General features: G+C 65.5%; 19 protein-coding genes. 11 read left to right on the plus strand and 8 right to left on the minus strand.

Features of this window, described 5'->3' with window-relative positions; translation table 11 throughout:
* Positions 1 to 141 precede the first annotated feature (141 nt).
* Together KSS93_RS16525 and KSS93_RS16530 are read left to right on the plus strand one after the other, a co-directional pair.
* Positions 142 to 525: a type II toxin-antitoxin system RelE/ParE family toxin gene (locus KSS93_RS16525; RefSeq protein WP_217885062.1), complete on the plus strand. Its 384-nt coding sequence runs from the start codon at positions 142 to 144 to the stop codon at positions 523 to 525.
* Positions 506 to 811 carry a helix-turn-helix domain-containing protein gene (locus tag KSS93_RS16530; RefSeq protein ID WP_217885063.1) on the plus strand — a complete coding sequence of 102 codons (306 nt, stop codon included), beginning with the start codon at positions 506 to 508 and terminating at the stop codon, positions 809 to 811. Before KSS93_RS16525 ends, KSS93_RS16530 begins: the two co-directional genes overlap by 20 nt.
* Before the next feature lie 297 nt (positions 812 to 1,108).
* On the opposite strand, the gene KSS93_RS16535 is transcribed toward KSS93_RS16530, so the two are convergent.
* The 3 genes from KSS93_RS16535 to KSS93_RS16545 all read right to left on the minus strand — a co-directional run bounded on the left by KSS93_RS16535 (position 1,109) and on the right by KSS93_RS16545 (position 4,996).
* A complete protein-coding gene (locus KSS93_RS16535; RefSeq protein WP_217885064.1) occupies positions 1,109 to 2,404 on the minus strand; it encodes an NAD(P)/FAD-dependent oxidoreductase in 1,296 nt (431 codons plus the stop codon).
* Between the two features lie 13 nt (positions 2,405 to 2,417).
* Positions 2,418 to 3,506: a polyamine ABC transporter substrate-binding protein gene (locus KSS93_RS16540; protein WP_217885065.1), complete on the minus strand. Its 1,089-nt coding sequence runs from the start codon at positions 3,504 to 3,506 to the stop codon at positions 2,418 to 2,420.
* Between the two features lie 131 nt (positions 3,507 to 3,637).
* On the minus strand, positions 3,638 to 4,996 hold the full coding sequence (locus KSS93_RS16545; protein ID WP_217885066.1) for a glutamine synthetase family protein: 1,359 nt from the start codon (positions 4,994 to 4,996) through the stop codon (positions 3,638 to 3,640).
* A 164-nt stretch (positions 4,997 to 5,160) separates the two neighbouring features.
* Here KSS93_RS16545 and KSS93_RS16550 point away from each other — a divergent pair, with 164 nt between their 5' ends.
* The 9 genes from KSS93_RS16550 (at position 5,161) to ku (ending at position 12,926) form a co-directional block, all read left to right on the plus strand.
* Positions 5,161 to 6,060 (plus strand): helix-turn-helix domain-containing protein, encoded by a 900-nt coding sequence (locus KSS93_RS16550; protein WP_217885067.1) that lies wholly within the window; start codon positions 5,161 to 5,163, stop codon positions 6,058 to 6,060.
* 1,036 nt (positions 6,061 to 7,096) lie between these two features.
* On the plus strand, positions 7,097 to 7,270 hold the full coding sequence (locus KSS93_RS16555; protein WP_217838646.1) for a con-10 family general stress protein: 174 nt from the start codon (positions 7,097 to 7,099) through the stop codon (positions 7,268 to 7,270).
* Between the two features lie 54 nt (positions 7,271 to 7,324).
* Positions 7,325 to 7,504, plus strand: a complete 180-nt coding sequence (locus KSS93_RS16560) for a hypothetical protein (protein ID WP_217885068.1) — start codon at positions 7,325 to 7,327, stop codon at positions 7,502 to 7,504.
* Between the two features lie 17 nt (positions 7,505 to 7,521).
* Positions 7,522 to 8,829, plus strand: coding sequence for an iron-containing redox enzyme family protein (locus KSS93_RS16565; RefSeq protein ID WP_217885069.1), 1,308 nt, complete (start codon positions 7,522 to 7,524; stop codon positions 8,827 to 8,829).
* On the plus strand, positions 8,829 to 9,782 hold the full coding sequence (locus KSS93_RS16570; protein WP_217885070.1) for a methyltransferase: 954 nt from the start codon (positions 8,829 to 8,831) through the stop codon (positions 9,780 to 9,782). The genes KSS93_RS16565 and KSS93_RS16570 overlap by 1 nt, the downstream gene beginning before the upstream one ends.
* Entirely contained in the window at positions 9,775 to 10,884 is a 1,110-nt protein-coding gene (locus KSS93_RS16575) for a carboxylate-amine ligase (protein ID WP_217885071.1), read from the plus strand. Before KSS93_RS16570 ends, KSS93_RS16575 begins: the two co-directional genes overlap by 8 nt.
* A gap of 82 nt (positions 10,885 to 10,966) precedes the next feature.
* Complete coding sequence (locus KSS93_RS16580; protein WP_217885072.1) at positions 10,967 to 11,872, plus strand: SDR family oxidoreductase; 906 nt, start codon at positions 10,967 to 10,969, stop codon at positions 11,870 to 11,872.
* 82 nt (positions 11,873 to 11,954) lie between these two features.
* Positions 11,955 to 12,092 (plus strand): PSPA7_2676 family Cys-rich small protein, encoded by a 138-nt coding sequence (locus KSS93_RS16585; RefSeq protein WP_217885073.1) that lies wholly within the window; start codon positions 11,955 to 11,957, stop codon positions 12,090 to 12,092.
* Positions 12,093 to 12,104: 12 nt separating this feature from the next.
* Positions 12,105 to 12,926, plus strand: a complete 822-nt coding sequence (gene ku, locus KSS93_RS16590; RefSeq protein ID WP_217885074.1) for a non-homologous end joining protein Ku — start codon at positions 12,105 to 12,107, stop codon at positions 12,924 to 12,926.
* Positions 12,927 to 13,229: 303 nt separating this feature from the next.
* On the opposite strand, the gene KSS93_RS16595 is transcribed toward ku, so the two are convergent.
* The 5 genes from KSS93_RS16595 to ligD are packed head-to-tail and all read right to left on the minus strand — an operon-like array spanning position 13,230 to position 18,740.
* Positions 13,230 to 13,889, minus strand: a complete 660-nt coding sequence (locus tag KSS93_RS16595; protein ID WP_217885075.1) for a glycosyltransferase — start codon at positions 13,887 to 13,889, stop codon at positions 13,230 to 13,232.
* Positions 13,886 to 14,485 (minus strand): class I SAM-dependent methyltransferase, encoded by a 600-nt coding sequence (locus KSS93_RS16600; protein WP_217885076.1) that lies wholly within the window; start codon positions 14,483 to 14,485, stop codon positions 13,886 to 13,888. The genes KSS93_RS16595 and KSS93_RS16600 overlap by 4 nt, the downstream gene beginning before the upstream one ends.
* Before the next feature lie 12 nt (positions 14,486 to 14,497).
* A complete protein-coding gene (locus KSS93_RS16605) occupies positions 14,498 to 15,253 on the minus strand; it encodes a PIG-L deacetylase family protein (protein WP_217885077.1) in 756 nt (251 codons plus the stop codon).
* On the minus strand, positions 15,250 to 16,290 hold the full coding sequence (locus tag KSS93_RS16610; RefSeq protein ID WP_217885078.1) for an acyl-CoA dehydrogenase family protein: 1,041 nt from the start codon (positions 16,288 to 16,290) through the stop codon (positions 15,250 to 15,252). The genes KSS93_RS16605 and KSS93_RS16610 overlap by 4 nt, the downstream gene beginning before the upstream one ends.
* Positions 16,287 to 18,740, minus strand: a complete 2,454-nt coding sequence (ligD, locus tag KSS93_RS16615) for a DNA ligase D (protein ID WP_217885079.1) — start codon at positions 18,738 to 18,740, stop codon at positions 16,287 to 16,289. The genes KSS93_RS16610 and ligD overlap by 4 nt, the downstream gene beginning before the upstream one ends.
* Between the last annotated feature and the right edge of the window lie 116 nt (positions 18,741 to 18,856).

Raw genomic sequence — 18,856 nt, forward strand, 5'->3', positions numbered from 1 at the left:
CTAGCAGGTGCTTGGCGGTTGGCCAGTAGTGGCTTTGGCGGGGAGTGAATTCCTACAGCAGTGGGAGAACCGGCTGGCTATTCAACTTGTCCTGACCTTGAAAAAATATGCCCTTTACGGGTATGTTTTGAGGGCTAGACAATGGATGTCTACAAGCGAAAGGATTTTGCCCGTTGGCAGATGAGCGAAAATCTACCGGATTGCATGCTTTGCCAGGCAGTAGAAGAAATGAACAGTGGCCTGGTGGATGCCAGCCTGGGCGGGCTTCTGTTCAAGAAGCGGGTTTCAACCGAGCATGGCGGCAAGCGTGGTGGGTATCGCACGCTGCTCTCGGCCAGGGTTGGTAACCGCTACGTGTTTCTGCATGGCTTCAGAAAAAGCGACAAGGCTGACATTACGCCAAGCGAGCAAAAGGCTTTGCAATTTGCAGGCAAGGTCTTTCTTGAACTGTCACCGCAGGCCTTGGCCAAGGCTCTGGGCTGCGGTGTTCTGATGGAGGTCCATTGTGACCAGCAAACTGATTGAATCCTTACGCGATGATTTGGCTGCACTCGAACAGGCAGGCGCCGTGGGCAAGATCACCCTGCGCCAGTTTGACGCGATATGCCCGGCCCCCGTGCGCCCTTTCAGCCCCGCAGACATCAAAGGCCTGCGTGAGGCCTTGAACTTCAGCCAGCCGGTTTTCGCCCTGCACCTGCATACCAGCGCGTCAACGGTGCGCAAATGGGAGCAGGGTGAAACGCAACCGGCAGGCCCTGCCTTGAAATTGCTCAACATCATTGCGGCCAAGGGCCTGCAAGCCATCCTTTGAGACGTCGCTGCGATCGTTCGATATCCGCAGCAGCAACTTTCTTGCGCTGGCTGCACCGGCCCTATTGCCGACAAGCCGGCTTCTCATAGAACAACAGATTACTCATTGATTTAGCAGGGTCCTGTGGGAGCGGGTTTACCCGCGAACACCGGCGAAGCCGGTGCCATGTAACGCGGCGCCTGCTTCGCGGCTAAAGCCCACACAGGGGCATGGCGCGTCTGCGAGACCAGTTCTCTGCGCTACAGCGCAACCCAAAGGGCTGAGTGATCTCCTGCAGTGTCTCTCGCAGGAGCAGGTTCAGCCCAACGCCTCACGCAACCGGTACCACAACATCCCCAGCGCCAGCAGCGGCGAGCGCAATGCCTTGCCGCCGGGGAAGGTCAGGTGCGGCACTGCGCCGAACACATCCAGCCCCCGGCTGTGGCCGGTGGCAATGGCCTCGGCCAGCAGCTTGGCGGTCCAGTGCGTCACGTTCAGGCCATGCCCGGAATACCCCTGGGCGTAGAACACGTTGGGGTGCTGGCTTAGCCGGCCGACCTGCGGGAAGCGGTTGGCCGTGATGCCGATCATGCCGCCCCACTGGTAGTCCAGGCGCACGCCGGCCAGTTGCGGGAACACCTTGAGCACCTTGGGCAGCATGTAGGCGCCGATGTCCTTCGGGTCGCGCCCGGAATAGTGGCAGGCGCCGCCGAACAGCAGGCGGCGGTCGGCGGTCAGGCGGTAGTAGTCCAGCCCTACCTTCTGGTCGCACAGCGCCATGTTCTGCGGGATCAAGCTGCTTGCCACGTGCTCGGGCAACGGCTCGGTGGCCACCACATAGCTGCCGGCGGGCAGCACCTTGCCGCTCAGGCGCGGCTCCAGTTCGTCGAGGTGGGCGTTGCAGCCCAGCACCAGGCTCTGCGCGCGCACCTTGCCGCGGGCGGTGTGCAGGGTCACGGTGCTGCCGTGCTCGATGCGCAGCACCGGGCTTTGCTCGAAAATGCGCACGCCCAGGCCATGGGCGGCGCGGGCTTCGCCCTGTACCAGATCGAGCGGGTGCAGGTGGCCTGAGCCCATGTCCACCAGGCCGCCGGCATATTGGTCACTGGCGACGATCTCGCGCATGCGTTCAGGGCCGACCAGGCGGGTTTCATGGCGGTAGCCCAACTCGCTGAGCTCGCGCAGCTCTTCGCTGAACGCCGCGTACTGCGCCGGGGTATTGGCCAGTTCGCAGAAGCCCCAGCGCAGGTCGCACTGAATGGCGTACTGCTCGATGCGCCGGGCCACCAGCGCTACCGAATCGATGCCGGCCTGCTTGAGGTAGCGCACCCCGTCCTGGCCAACGTGGCGGGCAAAACCCGACACGTCATGGCCAATGCCGCGGATCAGTTGGCCGCCGTTGCGCCCGCTGGCGCCCCAGCCGATGCGCCGGGCCTCCAGCAGCACCACCGACAACCCGCGCTCGGCCAGCTCCAGGGCAGCGTTGACCCCGGTCAGGCCGCCGCCGACCACGCACACATCGGCCTGCAGGTCCTGGTCGAGCGCAGGGTAGGGGGCTGCCTGGCGCGCAGACGCTGCGTAGTAGGAAGCGGTATGTTCATTCATCTGTGGCATAGCTGTGCTCGGCTCAGCGGTTGGACTTGATCTTGCTCCAGGAGCGGGTCATCACCCGCATGATCTGCGGGCTTGGGGTGCTCGAGACATACAGCTTGTCGAGCACCTCCTGGGGCGGGTAGATCTCGGGGTTGTCGACCAGCGATGCATCCATGTGCTGCTTGGCCTCAAGGTTGGCGTTGGCGTAGCCCACAGTGGCACTGACCTTGGCGATCACCTGCGGGTCGAGCAGGTAGTTGATGAAGGCCAGCGCCTGTTCGGGGTTGGCCGAGTCCTTGGGGATGGCCAGCAGGTCGAACCACAGGTTGCTGCCTTCCTTGGGGATGCTGTAGGCGATTTTCACGCCGTTGTTGGCCTCAACCGCGCGGTTGGCGGCCTGGAATACGTCGCCCGAGTAGCCAAAGGCCACGCAGATGTCGCCGTTGGCAAGGTCGGACACGTACTTGGAGGAGTGGAAGTAAGTGATATAGGGGCGCAGTTCCAGCAGGCGGGCTTCGGCCTTGGCGTAGTCGCCGGGCTTTTCGCTGCGCGGGTCCATGCCCATGTAGTTGAGTACCGCCGGGAACAGCTCGTCGGGCGAGTCCATGAACGCCACGCCGCACTGCTTGAGCTTTTTCAGGTTCTCGGGCTCGAACAGCACCGCCCAGGAGTCGACCTTGTCGATACCCAGCGCCGCCTTGACCTTCTCGACGTTGTAGCCGATGCCGTTGGTGCCCCACAGGTAGGGCGCCGCGTACTGGTTGCCCGGGTCGTTCTGCTCAAGCTGCTTGAGCAGTTTCGGGTCCAGGTGCTTCCAGTTCGGCAGCTTGCTGCGGTCCAGTGGCAAGAACGCACCGGCCTTGGCCTGGCGCGCCAGGAAGTGGTTGGAAGGTACCACTACGTCGTAGCCGGTGCGCCCGGCCAGCAGCTTGCCCTCGAGGGTTTCGTTGGAGTCGAACACGTCGTACACCACCTTGATCCCGCTGCTGGCCTGGAAGTCTGCCAGGGTGGTGTCACCGATGTAGTCGGTCCAGTTGTACACGCTCACCGTCGGCTGGGCCTGGGCGGCGGCGCCGAACAGCAGGGCCAGGGTTGCGGGGATCAGGGTTTGCTTGTGACGCATGTCGACTCCTCGTTGGAATTGTTCTTGGGCGTGGTATTAACGATGGATCGGTGAAGGGGGCGTGGGAGCGGGCTTGCCGCGCGACGGATTCTGGCCCCAATCGCGGGGCAAGCCCGCTCCCACGTTGGTACTCAGACGCTCAGCAGCAGGAACTCACGCTCCCACGAACTGATCACCCGCTTGAAGTTCTCGTGCTCGGCGCGCTTGACCGCCACATAGCCCTGCACGAACTGCTGGCCCAGGTACTGCTGCACCACCTCGCAGTCCTCCATGTGCTGCAGCGCGTCCTCGATGGTGATCGGCAGGCGCAGGTTGCGCCGCTCGTAGGCGCGGCCCTGCACCGGGGCGCTGGGCTCGATACGCTCGACCATGCCGATGTAGCCGCACAGCAGGCTGGCGGCGATGGCCAGGTAGGGGTTGGCGTCAGCGCCCGGCAGGCGGTTTTCCACGCGCATGGCCTCGGGGCTGGAGGTCGGTACGCGCAGGCCGGCAGTGCGGTTTTCTTCACCCCATTCGACGTTCACCGGCGCCGAGGTATCGGGCAGGAAGCGGCGGAACGAATTGACGTTGGGCGCGAACATCGGCAGCAGCTTGGGGATGTATTTTTGCAGGCCGCCGATGTGGTGCAGGAACAGCTCGCTCATCTGGCCGTCTTCGTTGGCGAAGATCGGCTTGCCGGTGGCGATGTCGACCACGCTCTGGTGCAGGTGCATGGCACTGCCCGGCTCGTCGGTGATCGGTTTGGCCATGAAGGTGGCGGTGACGTTGTGCTTGAGCGCCGCCTCGCGCATGGTGCGCTTGAACACGGTGATCTGGTCGGCCAGGTCCAGGGCGTCGCCGTGGCGGAAGTTGATCTCCATCTGCGCCGGGCCGTCTTCGTGGATCAGCGTGTCCAGGTCCAGGCCCTGCAGTTCGCACCAGTCGTAGACGTCTTCGAACAGCGGGTCGAATTCGTTGGCCGCATCGATGGAGAACGACTGGCGGCCACTTTCGGCACGGCCCGAGCGGCCCAGCGGCACTTGCAGCGGCAGGTCCGGGTCTTCGCAGCGCTGGGTGAGGTAAAACTCCATTTCGGGTGCGACGATCGGCTGCCAGCCCTTGTCGGCATACAGCTTGAGCACTTTCTTCAGCACGTTGCGCGGCGACAGCTCGATAGGGTTGCCGTGCTTGTCGAAGGTGTCGTGGATGACGATGGCGGTCGGTTCGATGGCCCAGGGGATCTGGTACACCGCGGTGGGGTCGGGGCGGCAGACCATGTCGATGTCGGCGGCGTCGAGCAGGCTGTAGTAGATGTCATCGTCGACGTAATCGCCGGTGACGGTCTGCAGCAGCACGCTTTCTGGCAGGCGCATGCCGCGCTCATGGAGAAATTTGGCGGTCGGGGCGATCTTGCCGCGGGCGATGCCGGTCAGGTCGCTGATCACGCATTCGACTTCGGTGATCCGGTGTTCTTTCAGCCAGGTGGACAGCTGATCGAAGGGGGCGTTCATACAGACCTCTTGGTTGGGTTGTTGTGGTGGGCGGGCACGCGGCACATTGCACGGGAGCACTTCCCACGGGTGACGCTGAGGACTATCTTGGGCGCAGCCCTGCGGGGCGATCTATCCACTTTCTTCGCAGACCAATGCACCAAAAGAGTGCAATAGGACAGCGTGTGACAACGCCCATCGCCTTGCAGGTTCAGGACTTTCGCACCACCGATGTGACCGAGCAGACCCGCGCCACCCCAGGCTGGCAGCAGCAGTACCGGCAGATGTCCCCCGGGCATTTCAACGGCCAGTTGCGTTGGTTGGAGCTGGAGGGTGTGGAGGTGTACGAAGAGCGCCTGAACACCCGGGTAGAGCAATTCTTCCGCGCGCCCAGCGGGGCCTTGGCGTTTTGCTTCGACCGCAGCGAGAACAGCCTGTACCTGCTTAACGAAGACAGCCGCAACATCTGGATCACCCCGGAGAACTACCAGGAGGTGGCGGTGGTGTTCGAGCAGCCGTTCCTTGCCAGCCACGGGCTGGATGTCGAGCGTTTGCGCGGCTTGTTCATGGTGCCTTTGACCTGCCAGCAGAACGCGCTGTTCGGCAACTGGCTGAGCGCCACCCTGACCCGCCTTGGGCAGGCCGATTGCCCTCTGGAGGGCAGGGCGCTGGCCGAGCAGTTGCTGGAGGATTGCCTGTACATACTGGACAACGCCGGCCAGCGCTTGCAGGGGGAGGCGCGGGAGCGGCGTGACGAGGAGCGGGCGATCATGCGCCGGGTCAGCGAGTGGGCCGCCGATTGCCCGGATGAAACCTTGAACCTGGTGGAGCTGGCCCGGGTGGCGGGGGTTTCGGTGCGGCAACTGCAGCAGGCGTTCAAGGGGTTCACCAACCTGCCGCCGGCGCATTGGCTGCGGTTGCGCAGGTTGAACGGGGCGCGGCGGGATTTATTGCGTGGGGCCGGGGAGGTTACCGTGGCTGAAGTGGCGATGCGGTGGTCGTTCTGGCATTTGGGGCGGTTTTCTGAAAGTTATCGGCAGTTGTTTCGGGAGTTGCCTAGTGAGACGTTGAGGCGTGGGCGTTAATTTTTTGGCCTGTTGGTTTGAATTGCCTTTAGTTGGTTTTAGTTGGTTTTGAAAGTTATATGCGCATTCATTATTTGCAGTGACGCTTATTCACCTTTCCGCCCTTACGGCGGCTTACTTTTGTCTTGTCAAAAGTAAGCAAAACCGCTCGCTCCCATCATCCGGCCCCTGCGCTGCGCTCCGGGGTACCCTCACTCCGGGCTTGCTCCGGGGGTACGCGCCGACGGGCCGTCCCTGGCCCGATCGGCGCTCGACCGGCATCCATGCCGGTCGCCCCCCTACGCAATCCCTGCGTTCGGCCTCCTGAAGTCGCGAAGTTAGTGGCGGCGCCTATGAGTACGCAGCTCGGTCGCTAGTTGCCACCGTGGGAACTCAGGATTTAATCGCGGGGCAAGCCCGCTCCCACGCCAGAAGTTGGTGCGCACAACTAGCGTGGGAGCGGGCTTGCCCGCGATTGCATCAGAACAAACAACATATCAATAACAATTAAACCAACATCCCAGCTCTTGATCTGGCTCTTGATCTTGCTTCTAAGCGCGCGATACCCCAGGCAACACAAATCGCGACTTCAGGAGGCCGAGCGTAGGGATTGCGTAGGAGGGCGACCGGCATGGATGCCGGTCGAGCGCCGATCGGGCCAGGGACGGCCCGTCGGCGCGTCCCTCCGGAGCAAGCCCGGAGCGAGGGAACCCCCGAAGCGCAGCGTAGGGGGCCGGATGATGGGAGCAGGGATTTTTTGGTGACTTTTTGATCCCTCAAAAAGTTACCCGCCGTAAGGGCGGAAAGGTGACGAAAAGCGCGCATTGTCAACGAATGCGCATACATCTCCCAAAGCAATCACCCTAAAACACCAAGCCAAACCCCAAACCCCAAACCCGAACCAAAACCCTTAGCCCCCAAATACCCCCCACTCCCCACCTTTAGCGCCACCGGTCCGCCAACCCCACAAAAAACCGAATCCCCCCAGCCCCCCGCACTCCCAACCATGTACGGACCTAAACCGTACATTCCCAAAGCCAATCGAGGTTTGAAGACCATGGCCAACAAAGAGAACAGCAATATGGGCAACCAGGGCAGTTCGAAAAATCCTGGTAACTTCGCCAACGACCGCGAAAAAGCCTCCGAGGCCGGCCGCAAAGGTGGCCAGCAAAGCCCCGGCAGCAGCCAGCGCCCCTCCACCGAGTCCGGCCGTAAAGGCGGTCGCTCGTAAGTGAGCCCATGCGGTGCCGGGCTTGCTTGCCCGGCACCGCGCAGGAGGCAAACCATGCGTATCACCCCATTGCTGTGCCTGCTGGGCAGCCTGAGCCTGCTCAGCGGGTGCTTCGACCGCGACAACGACCACCCAGCCAAAGACGCCGACCCCAGCAAACCCTCGCTGCAAATGCAGCAACCCGACACACCCACCACCGAGCCAGCGCCACAAACCAAGCCGCAAAACCCATAAAGAGCGAGGGGCCCGGCATGACCGTTATCAGCCGCGACGACGTCGCCGAGAAAACGCTGCAAGCGCGCTACCAGGCATTGCTCGACGGCCGCCCGGGCGATACCCAGGCCTGGCTGGGCGAGCAGTTGCACCAAGCCGCGCAGTTGAACGACGACCTGCCCGACGACCCCGTCCAGTTACCCGCCTGGGCCGCTGCAAATGCCGCCCAGGTCGCCCAGGCCCACAAGCACTACCTCGAACAACGCCGCCTGGGCGCGCCCCGGCGCTATTTCGCCAACCGCGCCCAGGCGCTTTGGTTTCTGCAGCAGGTAGCCCCCACCAAGGCCGTTGACGGCGCCTGGCTACATGGCACCTTGCGCCACTGGCGCGACCCGCGTTATCACGGCCTGATCCGCACCTACCTCGAAGAGCTCGGCGACGGCGACCCGCGCAGCAACCACGTGCTGATCTACCAGCGCCTGCTCAGCCGCCTGGGCTGCCTGCAAGGCCTGCCGCTGGCAGATGCCAGTTACCTGCAAGGCACCGTGCAACTGGCCCTGGGCCAGGCCGGTGACGCGTTGCTGCCTGAGGTCATCGGCTACAACCTGGGCTACGAGCAACCGCCGCTGCACCTGCTGATCACCACCCACGAACTGGCCGAACTGGGCATCGATGCCCATTACTTCCAGCTTCACGTCACCATCGACAACGCCGCCAGCGGCCACGCCCGGCGCTCGCTGGAGGCCTTCGCGCAACTGCAGGGCAGTGCTGCGTTCTACCGCCGGGTACGCAACGGCTACCGCCTGAACGACCTGGGCGTGGATACACCAACGCTGATCGCCAGCTTCGACCTCGAAGGCGAACTGCTGGCGGCCTTGGAGCGCAAGCGCGTCTTCGGCCAGTTCATGCACGCCGACCGCTGCCGCCTGCAAGGCCGCACCGTCAACCAGTGGCTGGCCGCGCCCGGAGGCATGCCCGCGTTCCTCAAGGCGCTGCAGGGCAACGGCTGGATCGTGCGCAACCAGGCCCCGAGCCTGAGCCGCTTCTGGGGCCTGATCGAAGGCCCGACGGCGGCGATGTTCGGCGTGTTCAGCGCCTACGAAAAACAGCTCTGGCACGACTGGATCGCCGGCGACTGGCAAGGCGACCCGGTGCGCCGGGTGTTGCCTGGGCAATGGGAGAACGAGCTGGCGTTCGCCGCCGAGGCCGAACCTGCGCTGCCCGAAACCGATATCACCGGCCTGATTGGCGCCATGGCCGGCAACCACCATGCCGAACCGCAAGGCCTGCGTGCCACCCGCGCCTACGCGCGGGCCACCGGCCTTGCCCAGGGAGGGCCCTGCTGATGCTGCTCGACCACAACCAGGCCGAGGCCGATGCGGCCCTGTTGCAACTGGGCCGGCGCCTGCGCGATGACGGCTACCGCTTCACCTGCGTGACCCCGGCCACTCACGCCAGGGTCAATGCCAGGCATGAGGCCCGGCGCGCCGGCAACCTGCGCGATGTGTTCGGCTGGAGCCGGCCGTTCGCGCCCGAGCTGATCAGTGCCGACGAGTTGCAGCAACTGCATACCGCTGGCGTGTTGCAAGCCGACGGCCAGCTGCTGCGCAGTACGGTGCGCTGGTCGAGCCTGGACGACCTGTTGCTGGTGCACTCTGCCTGGCCCACCGACAGCCAGGACGCGGTGTTCTTCGGCCCCGACAGCTACCGCTTCGCCCAGGTGATCCACGACCATCTGCAACGCAGCCCCAAGCGCGTGCAGCACGCAGTCGACATTGGCTGCGGCAGCGGCGTCGGTGCCTTGCTGATTGCCCGCGCCGCCCGGCACGCGCAGGTCAGCGCGGTGGACATCAACCCGCAGGCCTTACGCTTTACCGCCATCAATGCCGCCCTGGCCGGGGTGGCCAACCTGTCGGTGGAGCCCAGCGACCTGCTCGACGGCCTCAGCGGAACCTTCGATTTGATCGTCGCCAACCCGCCGTACATGCTCGATGCCGGCCGGCGCGCCTACCGTCACGGCGGCGGCAGCCTGGGCGCCGAGCTTTCACTGCGCATCGTCGAGCAGGCCCGTGAGCGCCTGGCCCCCGGCGGTACCTTGTTGCTGTACACCGGAGTGGCCATGCTCGAGGGCCGTGACGCATTGCTCGAAGCCATCCGCCTGCGCCTGGCCGGGCCGGCGTTCAGCTGGAGCTACAAGGAGGTGGACCCGGACGTGTTCGGCGAGCAACTGCTCGAACCCGGCTACGAACAGGTGGAGCGCATCGCCGCCGTCGCCCTGACCGTTACCCGCAATGGCTGACGCCTGCACCTTCGGCATCGAGGAGGAGTACCTGCTGGTCGACCTGGCCAGCGGCCGGGTGCTGGCCACGCCCTCGGCGGCGATCGACCGGCGTTGCCGCGAAGTGCTGGGTAACTGCCTGGCCGAAGAAATGTTCCGCAGCCAGATCGAAATCGCCTCGCCAGTGTTCGATAACCTGCACCAGGCCCGAGGTTTTTTCCGCGCAAGCCGCCAGCGCCTGAACCAGGCACTGGCCGAGGAGGGCGCCGGGCTTTACTGCGCCGCCAGCCACCCCAGTGCGCAGTGGCTGCGCCAGCATGCCCGACAAACCGCGCATTACCGCCAGGTGTTCGACGATTACCAGCTTGTGGCGCGGCGCAGCCTGCTCAATGGCCTGCATGTGCATGTGGGCGTACCTCCCGGCTGCGACCGCATGCAACTGATCAACCGCCTGTTGTACTGGCTGCCGCTGCTACTGGTGCTCAGCACCTCCTCACCCCTGTGGGGCGGCGAGGCCACCGGCTATATGAGTTACCGCAGGGTGGTGTGTGGCGAGTGGCCGCACATGGGCCTGCCCGAGCCGCTGGCTGACTGGGGCGCCTACCAGCGCTACCGGGCGTTGCTGCAACGCACCGGCGCCCTGGCCGAAGACGGTGCGTTCTGGTGGGCGATCCGCCCGTCGATGCGCTTGCCCACCGTGGAGCTGCGCATCTGCGATGGCTGCCCGCGGCTGGAGGACGGCCTGGCGATTGCCGGGTTGTTTCGCCATCTCGTTGAGCAGCTGATTCAACGCCGGCATGGCGGCATGCCGGTCAGCCGCGAACTGCGCTGGCTCACCCAGGAGAACTACTGGCGTGCTTGCCGCCATGGGCGCCACGGCACCTACATCGGCATGCACGACCAGCAACCGGTCAGTGCCGCAGGCTGGCTGGCCCAGTTGCAGGCGCAACTGCCCCCCGACACCGTCGATGCCGAGTGCGCCTTCAACCATGCCGCGCAGGTACTGCATGAAGGCACCAGTGCCGATCGGCAAATGGCTGCATTGGCGCTGGCCCGCGACCAGGGCCAGGACGCACGCCAAGCCATGAGCGAGGTCACTGCCAAGGTCATGGCCGAAACCTGACGCCGTGGGAGCGGGCTTGCCCCGCGATAGCGGCGCACCGCCGCGCCCACAGAGTTCCGCAACCTGAACAGGAGCATTCCCAATGCCCGCTAAACCACAGGACCAGTTCACTCTACAGAACCCGCTCACCCAGTACCCGCACCCGCCGTTCCCCGCGCAGGGCCAGGCCGCCCCGGGCCTGGATGCCGAAATGCGGCCCAAGCCCGACCATGGCGAGCACACCTACAAGGGCTTCGGCCGCCTGGCAGGCCGCCGCGCACTCATTACCGGCGCCGACTCCGGCATTGGCCGGGCCACGGCCATCGCCTTCGCCCGCGAGGGCGCCGATATCGCGCTCAACTACCTGCCCACCGAAGAAGCCGACGCCCGCGAAGTGGTGGCGCTGATCACGGCCGAAGGGCGCAAGGCGGTGGCCATCCCCGGCGACCTCAAGGACCCGCGCTTTTGCAGCGAGCTGGTCGACCAGGCCTACGAACAGCTGGGCGGCCTGGACATTCTGGTCAACGTCGCCGGCAAGCAGGAGGCGCGCAAGGACATCGGCCAGATCACCCACGCGCAGTTCGACCACACCCTGAAGACCAACGTCTACGCATTGTTCTGGCTGTGCCAGGCCGCAGTGCCGCTGATGCCGGCCGGGGCGAGCATCATCAACACTGCCTCGATCCAGTCGTACCAGCCCTCGGCCACCTTGCTCGACTACGCCACCACCAAGGCCGCCATCGTCGCCTTCACCAAAGCGCTGGCCAAGCAGGTGATCGAGCGCGGCATCCGGGTCAATGCGGTGGCCCCCGGGCCGATCTGGACCGTGCTGCAGCCCAGCGGCGGCCAGCCGCCGGAGAAGATCCCCGAGTTCGGTGCGCAAACGCCGATGAAACGCCCCGGCCAGCCGGCCGAATGCGCGCCGCTGTACGTGCTGCTGGCCAGCCAGGAATCGAGCTACATCACCGGTGAAGTGTTCGGCGTGACCGGCGGCAACCCGTTGCCGTAGGCGCAAGCCGATCAAACCTTCGTGGTGCTGCGCAGTCACTCAGAGTAAGTGCCCCGTTTTCGCGGGGCCAAGGAGGTGGCTGATGAAACTTGTCTGCCTGCTGCGTGGTTGCCAGTGGCGCGCCATGCCTGTCGGTGAAATTGCCGGGTTGCAATGCCAGTGCTGCGAACGTTGCGGCACCTGGCGCTACAGCGAGCCCGGCCAGCCGTTCGATGAATAGGAGGTACCAGGCATGGCCCGGGCCATCTGGAAGGGCGCGATCAGCTTCGGCCTCGTGCATATCCCCGTGTCGCTCAATACCGCGGTGCGCAGCGAGCGTATAGATTTTGACTGGCTCGACAAGCGCAGCATGGAGCCGGTGGGCTACAAGCGGGTGAACAAGGTCACCGGCAAGGACATCGACAAGGACAACATCGTCAAGGGCGTGGCGCTGGAGAAGGGCCGCTACGTGGTGATCAGCGAGGAGGAGATCCGCAAGGCCCGCCCGGAAGCGACCCAGACCATCGATATTTTCTCCTTCGTCGAGGCCGGGGAGATTCCGCTGCAGCAATTCGACACCCCGTACTACTTAACACCCGACAAACGTGGCGGCAAGGTGTACGCCTTGCTGCGCGAAACCCTGGAGAAGACCGGCAAGGTAGCCTTGGCCACCGTGGTGCTGCATACCCGCCAGCACCTAGCGCTGCTGCGCCCGCTGGAAGATGCGCTGGTATTGATTACCTTGCGTTGGCCAGATGAAGTGCGCGGCATCGACAGCCTGGAGCTGGACAACAGCGTCACCGCTGCCAAGGTCGATAAACGCGAGCTGGACATGGCCAAGCGCCTGGTGGAGGACATGAGCGGGCCGTGGGCGCCGGATGAGTACCACGACGCGTTTCGCCAGACCATCATGGATCTGGTGCAAGAGAAGGCGAGCAAGGGCAAGGTCGCCGCGGTGGCCAAAGCCGAGGGCGCCGAAGCAGGCAAGGGCGCGGATATTCTCGACCTTACCGAGCTGCTCAAGCGCAGCCTTGGCGGCAAGAAGCCAGCCAAGAAGCCGCGCAAGGCTTCATGACCTTCAGGCCTGAGCTGAACCTGCAGGAGCCGGCAAGCCGGCTCTCATAGAACAAACTACAACTCATTGATTTAACACGGTCTCTGTGGGAAGCGGCCTTGCCGGGGCGCCGTCCGGTCGAGATGGGGCGCGAAGCGGCCCCAAGGCCTCAGCCTCATGCAAAATTGCAGGGGCTGCTGCGCAGCCCATCGCGACACAAGGCCGCTTCCCACAAGGGCCGCAGTACATCTGTGAGACTAGTTCTCTGCGCGACCGCGCAGCCCCGAGGGCTGGGTGATCTCCTACAGGGGTTAGTTACCGGGGTTATTGGCTGGTCAGCAAACCGCGCAGGTAATCGCCGAATCCCTCTGGTGCCCGGCTGTCGGCTCGGCTGCTGGTGGCCACACTGTGCCGGGCGGTCCACACGATCTGCGCACCGATGGCCTCCAGGGCCAGCACCAATTGCACATCTTCATGGGCCGGCAGCGGCTGAAACCCGCCCACCTTGGCGTAGGCCTGGGCACACACGCCCAGATTGGCGCCGTGGATATGCCGGTGGCCCTCATCGGCGTGGTAGCGGCTGCGGTAAAGCTTGCGCAGCGCCGCGTTTTGCCAGGGCTGCCAACGCTCGATATGTACCGTGCCGCACACCGCATCGGCCTGCCATTGCAGCTGCGACACCAACCAGTGCGCCGGCACCTGGCTGTCGGCATCGGTGAACGCCAGCCAGCAGGCGCCGCGCTCGAGCATCCAGGCCGCGCCCGCCCGGCGGGCGATGCCGACGTTGCCGGCGTCAAGTTCCAGGGTATGCACGCCGTGGCGGCGGGCAATGGCGGCACTGGCGTCGTGGCAACGGTCGAGCACCACCACGACCTCGACCGCAAGGCCTGCAGCCTGCGCCACCTGGGCCGCCGCCTTGACCGCCTTGAGGCAATACCCAAGGCGCCGGGCTTCGTTATGCGCAGGGATCACCACGGCGATCATAGGCAGGTCTCGTCCAGGTCGACCACGCTGGGCTGGCATGACCAATATTCCAGTACGAAGTCGGCCTCCTCATGGCGCAACTGCGGGTATAGCGCCAGCCGATCAGCCAGCAGCGCGTGCACCTCGCGACCGTCCTGCGGGCAGCCGGCAATCGGATGGCGCCAGTGGCAAGCCAGCAGGCCGCCGTCGTAGCTGAGGCTGTGCACCGCTTGCTCGATCACCTGCAGCCAGTCGGTCGGGGCCAGGTAGTAGCCGATTTCACTGAGCACGATCAGGTCGAACTGGCCGCCCGGCCAGTCACCGGGCAGGTGTGCCTGCTCGACGCTGGCGTGGGGGATGCCGGCCAGCCGTTGACGGGCCAGGGCCACGGCGGTGGCGTCGATGTCCTGGCACAGCAGGTTGGCGCACCGCTCGGCCAGCAGCGCGCTGAGCTCGCCGTTGCCACAGGCCGGCTCGAACACCCGGGCGTAGCACTGGCGCGGCAGGGCGGCCATCACCAGCTCGCGCTTGCGCCGTTCGTACCAGCGGGTACGGAAGGCCCAGGGGTCGTCACTGCCCGCGTACAAGTCGGCGAAGTAGCGTGCATCGAGGCTCATGGGCGGCTCCATTTACAAAAACAACAGTTCGAAGGGCTGCAGCAGGCATTCCTGCAGGCGGGCCGGCAGCACCGGCGGACGTTCGCCGTCGGCTTGCAGCTGGCTGGTGTACGCGGCCAGCGCCGCACGCTTGCGCGCCAGGCGCGTTTCGTCCAGTTGCACGCGGTGGGCGCGGGGCCAGGGCAGGCGCGGGTCGTCGGGCTCGGCCCAGTGCCAGGCCCATACCGGCGCTTCGGCCAGTTGCGCCTTGCGCGCCAAAGCCGCTTGGGCGCAGGCGCGGCCAACCGCCTCGTGGTCGCAATGGCCATCGTCGCGCCAGGTGCACAGCAGCAGGTCGTCGGGCTGCAACAGCTGGTTGAGGTGGTTGAGCAAAAAGGCCTCGTCCCGGGGCAGGCCGCCGTCCTTGAGGTTGAGCCGGCGCCAGTCCAGGCGGGTCAGGTCCAGGTCGAGCTGCTGCAGCGCGTGGCGGCTCTCCAGCGGGCGCTGGCGGCGCAGGCGGTGCTCGCTCCAGCTGGCCGAGCCCGGGTGGCTGCCTTCGCCGTCGGTGGCGCTGATCAGCACCAGGTCCTGCTCGCGGCCGTGAAAACCGGCCAGCAGGCCGCCAGCCATCAGCACCTCGTCGTCCGGGTGCGGGGCCACCAGCACCAGGCGCCGGCCCGGCGGGCACAGCTGTTCAGGGTTCAGCCAGGTGGCGCGAGCCAGGTGCGCCGAGTGTTGCCAGGCGCTCCATGGCGTGCCCTGGCTGGCGTTGATCAGGTTGTCGCTCATAGTTGCCAGCCCCCCGCAGGCAAGGTGGATGATTGCCGGCCAAGTTCGGCCAGGTCGCGCTCGGCGTGGCTCTGGCGCAGGTACACCGGCAGGTCGGCGGCCAGCCGGGCAAAATGGCTGCTGCGACAATACGGCGTGGCGCCCAGGGCATGGCCGACGTGCTGGATGGTCTGCTCGACGGCATGCTCCACCTGGGCCCGGGTGCGGCGTACCTCGAAGCTGGCATCGGCGCCAGGGTTGCGGTCAATCCACCCGGCACATTCGCGCAGCGCCGCCCGGGCGCCGTAAAGCGCAGCGTCCACCGCGCCCAGGTGGGCGTCGGCGTGCGGGTCGGGCCGGGGCTTGCGGCAGTGTTCGCGCAGGTAGTCGGCCAGCGCCTCGGCGGCGCCGTACCAGCAGGCGGCAATGCCCGCGCCGCCGTGCCAGAAGCCCGGGCGCGCCAGGTATTGGCCGGGGCTGCCGATGGCCAGGCCCTCGCTGTTGTCGAATTCGATCTCGACGCTGCAGGTGGTAGCCATGCCCACCGCCTGCCAATGGTCAGCCTGGATGCGCTGGCTGGGGTGCGACAGCTCGATGGCCACCAGTTGTTGCTGGTCGCCGTCCCAGGCGGTAACCAGCGCGCGGTCGATTTGCAGCGCGCCGGAACACCAGCCTTTGCGGCCTTGCAGGCGTACCCGCTCGCCTTCACGCGCCACTACTTGCACCCGTGCATCGGGGGGCTCGGCCGCCCACACGCCCCACAGGCCGTCGCCGGCGTGGTGGGCGGCGCCGCACTCGGCGAGTATCGCCAAGGCGTCGGTGTGGCCTTCGTACAGCTTGGCCAGTGCCAGGTCGCAGCCGGCTACCCGGGCCAGGGTCTGCCAGCGTTGCAGGGTATGGCCTTGGCCGGGCAGCGGCAGCAGGTCGAGGTGGTCGGCCTGCATTGCCTGTAACAGCTCCGGCAAGCGGGTATCCAGATTAAGCGCCTGCGGCCGGCTGCCGAAGCGCCGCAGCAGGCGGTCGAGGTGTGACAGGTCGAAGTCCTGGATAATGCTCATTGGCCCAGCCCCAGTTGCTTGCGCATGCGCGCGGTGATCGACTGGCGCACCTTGCCCATCGCCGCCCAGGGGTCATCCACCTCGCTCAGGCGCTCGTGCAGGTTGCCGATATGCCATTGGTTGGCGCCCTTGAGCTGGCCCAGCTCCTCGCGCCAGATAGGCACCGACACCGGCAGGCCGTCGCGGGCGCGCAGCGAATAGGCCGCCACGGTGGTGGCGCCCTTGCCGTTGCGCAAGTAGTCGATGAAGATCCGCCCGACCCGGTTCTTCGGCCCCGATACCGCGCTCAGGCGATCGGGGAACAGCCCGGCCAGGTGCTGCACGATGGCGTGGCTGAAGTCTTTCACCTCGTCCCAGCTGGCACGCCGGGTCAGCGGCACCACCAGGTGCATGCCCTTGCCGCCGCTGGTCTTGAGGAACACCTGCAGGCCCAGTTCGTCGAGCAGGGTGAGGGTCAATTGCGTTGCTTCGAGCATGGCCTTCCAGGGCAGTGCCGGGTCCGGGTCAAGGTCGAGGATTAAACGGTCCGGGCGCTCGAAGTCTTTGTCGGTGGCGTTCCAGGTGTGCAGCTCAAGCATGTTCATCTGCACCGCACCCAGCAGGCTTTGCGGCTTGTTCAACACCATCGCCGCTTGGCCGGCCTGGGCCTTGGTGTAGGTGATCACGCCTGGGATATGCAACTGCCCGGCGTTTTTCTGGAAAAACAGCTCGCCAGCCAGGCCGTCCGGGGCGCGTACCAGAGCAACGGGGCGGTTTTTAAGCTGCGGTAGCAGGTGTTGCGTTATCTGGGCGTAGTACTCGGCCACCTGGCGTTTGGTGGTACCACTGGTGGCGTCGATCACCCGGTCCGGGTGCGTCAGGTGCAGGTCGCCCAGGGGCTTGTCGGCTTGCCTGGCGGGCATGGCACGCTCCAAATCGATGGCGGTGGCGGGTTTGTCGTCGCGCAGGCCATGAAATACCGAATGGCGCACCACACCTTCACGGGTCATTTGCGCATAGGCCACTTCGGCCAGCAGCTGCGGCTTGAGCCAATGCACGCCACGGGCTTCGCTGCCGGTGGGCGGGTTGGCCAGTTGCGGCTTGCTGCAGTGCAGAGGCTTGAGCCGGGCGTGAATGCTGGCCAGGGTGGTGGCGCTGAAACCCGTGCCGACCTTGCCGGCATAACGCAACTGGCCGGTGTCGGGGTCATGCAGGGCCAGCAGCAGGGCGCCGAAGGCGTTGCGGCTGCCCTTGGGCTCGGTGTAGCCGACGATCACGAATTCCTGGCGCTGCTTGCACTTGAGTTTGACCCAGTCAGCGCTGCGTCGGCCGCTGTAGGTGCTGCCAAGGCGCTTGCCGATCAGCCCTTCGAGCCCCAGCCGGCAGGCGCTGGCAAGCAGGGCGTCCACAGGTTGGTCGAAGGCTTCGGAAAACCGCAAGACCTCGCCGTCGTGGTGTGCAAGCAGTTGCTCCAGGGCCTGGCGGCGGTCTTCCAGGGGCAGGGCGCGCAGGTCTTTGCCGCCGAGGCAGGGCAGGTCGAACAGGTAGTAGACGATGCGTTCGTCCTGCTCGCTATCGAAGGCGTTTTGCAGGGCCTGGAAGTCGGCCACGCCATTATCGCCGAGCACTACCATTTCGCCGTCCAGCCATGCCGAGCCCAAGCCCAGGGCCTTGAGCGCAGCCACCTGGCGCGGCATTTTTGCGCTCCAGTCGTGGCCGTTGCGGGTGAACAGGCGCACATCGGCACCGTCGATGCGGGCCAGGATGCGGTAACCGTCGAACTTGACCTCGTAGCGCCACTCGCCGTCGGGGGCCGAGTCCACCAGGGTGGCCAGTTGCGGTTCGAGCCGCGCGGGCAGGGCGGCCTTGCCGGCGCTGCGCTGGGGTGTGGCGGGCTTGGCGGTTTTGCGTGGCACCAGGGTGCGCTCGCTGAGCACGCTTTCCGGGCGCGCCTCGAGGATGCTGTAGTCGGCCTCGCTGCGTGCTTCGCCATCGTTGGACTTGACCAGCATCCACTGCTCCTTCTTGCCGGCCAGGTGGGTGCGGAACAGGTTCCAGATACCACTGAGCTTTTCACCCTGCAGGCGAAAGCGCAGCTTGCCCTTCAGGTAGGCGGCGTGCGGGTCGCCTTCGGGCTCCCAGATGCCACGGTCCCACACGATTACATCGCCGGCGCCGTAATGGCCCTCGGGGATATGGCCCTCGAAGTTTGCATAGTCCAGCGGGTGGTCCTCCACGTGCACCGCCAGGCGGCGCACCTTGGGGTCCAGCGACGGGCCCTTGGGGATGGCCCAGCTTTTCAGGGTACCGTCCAGCTCGAGGCGAAAGTCGTAGTGCAGGTGGCTGGCGTCGTGCTTCTGAATGCAGAACTGCAAAGCATGCGCAGCACCCGCCCGGCTGCGCTTGCCGGCAGGTTCGGGGGTGGCGTTGAAGTCGCGTTTGCGCAGGTATTCCTCAAGCGGCTTGGCCATGACCGGCTCCCTTGTGTGCCTTGAATTGGGAGGCGGCGGGGGCGGGCAGAGTTCAAAAAAGCTGGGCGGCAAAAAACTCTGAATCATTGCCCTGCGCCGGCAGTCGACCGTATGAA

The sequence above is a fragment of the Pseudomonas xanthosomatis genome (genome assembly GCF_019139835.1).
In the GTDB taxonomy this organism is placed as follows: Bacteria; Pseudomonadota; Gammaproteobacteria; order Pseudomonadales; family Pseudomonadaceae; genus Aquipseudomonas; species Aquipseudomonas fakonensis.

Bases quoted from the DNA above. Each gene is read 5' to 3' on its own strand.
- KSS93_RS16525 (WP_217885062.1), top strand. From the start codon at position 142: ATGGATGTCTACAAGCGAAAGGATTTTGCCCGTTGGCAGATGAGCGAA.
- KSS93_RS16535 (WP_217885064.1), bottom strand. From the start codon at position 2,404: ATGCCACAGATGAATGAACATACCGCTTCCTACTACGCAGCGTCTGCG.
- KSS93_RS16540 (WP_217885065.1), bottom strand. From the start codon at position 3,506: ATGCGTCACAAGCAAACCCTGATCCCCGCAACCCTGGCCCTGCTGTTC.
- KSS93_RS16545 (WP_217885066.1), bottom strand. From the start codon at position 4,996: ATGAACGCCCCCTTCGATCAGCTGTCCACCTGGCTGAAAGAACACCGG.
- KSS93_RS16555 (WP_217838646.1), top strand. From the start codon at position 7,097: ATGGCCAACAAAGAGAACAGCAATATGGGCAACCAGGGCAGTTCGAAA.
- KSS93_RS16560 (WP_217885068.1), top strand. From the start codon at position 7,325: ATGCGTATCACCCCATTGCTGTGCCTGCTGGGCAGCCTGAGCCTGCTC.
- KSS93_RS16565 (WP_217885069.1), top strand. From the start codon at position 7,522: ATGACCGTTATCAGCCGCGACGACGTCGCCGAGAAAACGCTGCAAGCG.
- KSS93_RS16570 (WP_217885070.1), top strand. From the start codon at position 8,829: ATGCTGCTCGACCACAACCAGGCCGAGGCCGATGCGGCCCTGTTGCAA.
- KSS93_RS16575 (WP_217885071.1), top strand. From the start codon at position 9,775: ATGGCTGACGCCTGCACCTTCGGCATCGAGGAGGAGTACCTGCTGGTC.
- KSS93_RS16580 (WP_217885072.1), top strand. From the start codon at position 10,967: ATGCCCGCTAAACCACAGGACCAGTTCACTCTACAGAACCCGCTCACC.
- KSS93_RS16585 (WP_217885073.1), top strand. From the start codon at position 11,955: ATGAAACTTGTCTGCCTGCTGCGTGGTTGCCAGTGGCGCGCCATGCCT.
- ku (WP_217885074.1), top strand. From the start codon at position 12,105: ATGGCCCGGGCCATCTGGAAGGGCGCGATCAGCTTCGGCCTCGTGCAT.
- KSS93_RS16595 (WP_217885075.1), bottom strand. From the start codon at position 13,889: ATGATCGCCGTGGTGATCCCTGCGCATAACGAAGCCCGGCGCCTTGGG.
- KSS93_RS16600 (WP_217885076.1), bottom strand. From the start codon at position 14,485: ATGAGCCTCGATGCACGCTACTTCGCCGACTTGTACGCGGGCAGTGAC.
- KSS93_RS16605 (WP_217885077.1), bottom strand. From the start codon at position 15,253: ATGAGCGACAACCTGATCAACGCCAGCCAGGGCACGCCATGGAGCGCC.
- KSS93_RS16610 (WP_217885078.1), bottom strand. From the start codon at position 16,290: ATGAGCATTATCCAGGACTTCGACCTGTCACACCTCGACCGCCTGCTG.
- ligD (WP_217885079.1), bottom strand. From the start codon at position 18,740: ATGGCCAAGCCGCTTGAGGAATACCTGCGCAAACGCGACTTCAACGCC.